At 62.7% G+C, this 3,073-nt stretch carries 2 protein-coding genes; both read right to left on the bottom strand.

Translation table 11 applies throughout. The features are described 5' to 3' along the window. Positions 1-64 precede the first annotated feature (64 nt). Positions 65-937, bottom strand: coding sequence for an oxygenase MpaB family protein (locus HT737_RS10745; RefSeq protein ID WP_182402515.1), 873 nt, complete (start codon positions 935-937; stop codon positions 65-67). Positions 938-988: 51 nt separating this feature from the next. Beyond that, the gene (acs, locus tag HT737_RS10740; RefSeq protein WP_182402513.1) at positions 989-2,926 is read right to left on the bottom strand and encodes an acetate--CoA ligase; all 1,938 of its coding nucleotides are present in this window, start codon (positions 2,924-2,926) and stop codon (positions 989-991) included. Positions 2,927-3,073: the final 147 nt, after the last annotated feature.

Below are 3,073 nucleotides of genomic sequence, written 5' to 3'. Positions count from 1 at the left end.
GCTCCCACACAGGATCTATGCTGCAAATCAATCTCCTGTGGGAGCGAGCCTGCTCGCGAAGCTTTCAGGTCAGCAAACCCATCCGACGTTTGGCCCGCTGCACCGAACCATTGCGCATCGCCCAGCGCAGCATCGGTGCGCTGCGCTTGACGCTGGCGCGGATCAACTGGCGTTGCAGCGGATTCTGCCGTATGCCGAACATGGCGCTGGCCCAGTCCGGCAGCAAGTCGATGCCGGCCTTCATCATCAGGTCGCCAAAAGGTCGGGCCAGCACGCTTGGGGCCGGGGCGTCGAGCAGCAGGCGCAGGACTTCGCGGCTGCGCTCATCACAGAGCAGTTGCGGGCGCAGGCGTTGTAGATAGTCGGCCACGGCCTGCCGCGATTTCGGCACGTCCCGCGCACCCAGGCGCTCGGCGACCACGGCGATTTCTGCGTAGTAGCGATCCTGATCCGCCCCCGACAATTGCGGGTTGCGGTAACGCAGGTGCGCGGCAAGAAAATGGCTGACCTCGGCTACGTGCACCCAGGTCAGCAGGTCCGGATCGCTGGCCGCATACGGTCGGCCGTCCGGCGCGATACCGACCACTTGCAGGTGAATGGTGCGCACTTTGTCGATCAGCCATTCGGCGTCGCGGCGCGAGCCGAAGGTGGTGCCGGAAACGAATTGACTGGTGCGGCGCAAACGCCCGAGCATGTCCTGACGAAAATTCGAATGATCCCAGACCCCGGCCAGCGCCAGCGGATGCAGCGCTTGCAGCAACAATGCGCTGATGCCGCCGATCAGCATGCTGCTGAAATCGCCGTGCACTTGCCAACTGATCGAGTCCGGCCCGAACAGCCCGGGATCGCCCTTGGGGTTTTCCAGATCGAGCTGACCGAGGGACAGCCCGGTCAGGCTCATGAGTTGGTTTTCGATACGGCTGCGGAAGAATTCCATGACAACTCATAGATGATGAACGGGCGCGGCCGGGTGACCGCGCCACGGATGTTACTGATTGAGGCGCTTGTCGATCAAACCTTGCACCACGCTCGGATCGGCCAGGGTCGAGGTGTCACCGAGGCTGTCGAGTTCGTTGCAGGCGATCTTGCGCAAGATGCGCCGCATGATCTTGCCCGAGCGGGTTTTCGGCAAGGCCGGCGCCCACTGGATCAGGTCCGGTTTGGCGAAGCTGCCGATTTCCTTGCTGACGTGGGCGAGCAACTCTTTCTTCAGCTCATCGCTTGGCTCGACGCCGTTCATGGGCGTGACGAAGGCATAGATGCCCTGGCCTTTGACGTCGTGCGGGTAACCGACCACGGCCGCTTCGGCGATGCTGTCGTGCAGCACCAGCGCGCTTTCGACTTCGGCGGTGCCGATGCGGTGGCCGGAGACGTTGATCACGTCATCGATGCGCCCGGTGATCCAGTAATCGCCGTCCTCGTCGCGGCGTGCGCCGTCACCGGTGAAGTAATAGCCGGGGTAGGGTTTGAAATAGGTGTCGACCATCCGTTGCGGGTCGCGGTAGACGCTGCGGATCTGCGCCGGCCAACTCGACTTGATCGCCAGCACGCCGCTGCCGGCGCCTTTGATTTCCTTGCCGTGCTCGTCGAGCAACACCGGTTGCACGCCGAACATCGGCTGCGTGGCGCAACCCGGTTTGATCCGCTGGGCACTGACCAGCGGGCTGAGCATGATGCCGCCGGTTTCGGTCTGCCACCAGGTATCGACAATCGGGCAGCGCTGTTCGCCGACCACGTTGAAGTACCATTCCCACGCTTCCGGGTTGATCGGCTCACCGACACTGCCGAGCAGTCTGAGGCTTTGGCGCGACGTTTCCTGCAATGGCCCGGCACCTTCGCGCATCAGCGCGCGCAGGGCGGTCGGCGCGGTGTAGAAGATGTTGACGTGGTGTTTGTCGATCACCTGCCAGAAGCGCGAAGTGCTCGGATAACTCGGCACGCCTTCGAAAATCAGCGTGGTCGCGCCATTGGCCAGCGGACCGTAGACGATATAACTGTGGCCGGTGACCCAGCCGACGTCGGCGGTACACCAGAACACTTCGCCCTCTCGGTAATCGAGCACGTACTTGAAGGTCATCGCCGCTTGCAGCAGGTAGCCGCCGGTGGTGTGCAGCACGCCCTTGGGTTTGCCGGTGCTGCCGGAGGTGTAGAGGATGAACAGCGGATCTTCGGCGTCCATCGGCTCCGGCGGGCAGTCGTCGCTGACGTCACGCACGGCCTGGTGATACCAGAGGTCACGGCCCTCGACCCAATCGACCTTGCCTTGAGTGCGTTCGACCACGACCACGGTGCTGACGTCCGGGCAACTGCGCAGGGCCTTGTCGACGTTTTGCTTGAGCGGTACGAATTTGCCGCCGCGCACGCCTTCATCGGCGGTGATCACCGTGCGGCAGTCGGCGTCGAGGATACGGTCGCGCAAGGAGTCCGGGGAGAAGCCACCGAACACCACCGAGTGAATCGCGCCGATCCGCGCGCAGGCGAGCATCGCGTAGGCCGCCTCGGGGATCATCGGCATGTAGATGCACACCCGGTCGCCTTTTTTCACGCCACGGCTTTTCAGGACGTTGGCCAGGCGGCAGACGTGGTGGTGGAGTTTTTTGTAAGTGATCTGCGCCGATTCGGCAGGGTCGTCGCCTTCCCAGAGAATCGCGGTCTGCTCGCCGCGCTGTGCGAGGTGGCGGTCGATGCAGTTGTAGCTGACGTTCAGTTGGCCGCCGGCAAACCAGGCCGCTTCACCGGTTTTCAGGTCGTAGCGCTGAACGGTCTGCCACGGTGTGCTCCAGTCGAGGAAGCGCGTGGCCTGTTCGGCCCAGAAGGTGCTGGGGTGTTCAATCGATTCGCGGTACAGGCGCTTGTAGTCGTCCTGACTCAACTGCGCAGCCCGGCGGACGGCATCGGCTTTGGGGAACGTGCTGATATCGAACATGACGGTTCCTTATTCTTGTTGTGCGACAGGAATAAAGATGCGCCGAGCGGCCTGGAGGTTCAAGTCATCCCTGAAACAACTGTGGGAGCGAGCCTGCTCGCGAATGCGCTGTATCAGTCACAAAGATGCTGAATGACACACCGAATT

The sequence above is a fragment of the Pseudomonas sp. MD195_PC81_125 genome (assembly GCF_014060985.1).
GTDB lineage: Bacteria > Pseudomonadota > Gammaproteobacteria > Pseudomonadales > Pseudomonadaceae > Aquipseudomonas > Aquipseudomonas parakoreensis.
This window is presented reverse-complemented; position numbering and strand designations above follow the sequence as displayed.

Coding starts and splice junctions, on each gene's coding strand:
- HT737_RS10745 (WP_182402515.1), bottom strand. CDS start 937: ATGGAATTCTTCCGCAGCCGTATCGAAAACCAACTCATGAGCCTGACC.
- acs (WP_182402513.1), bottom strand. CDS start 2,926: ATGTTCGATATCAGCACGTTCCCCAAAGCCGATGCCGTCCGCCGGGCT.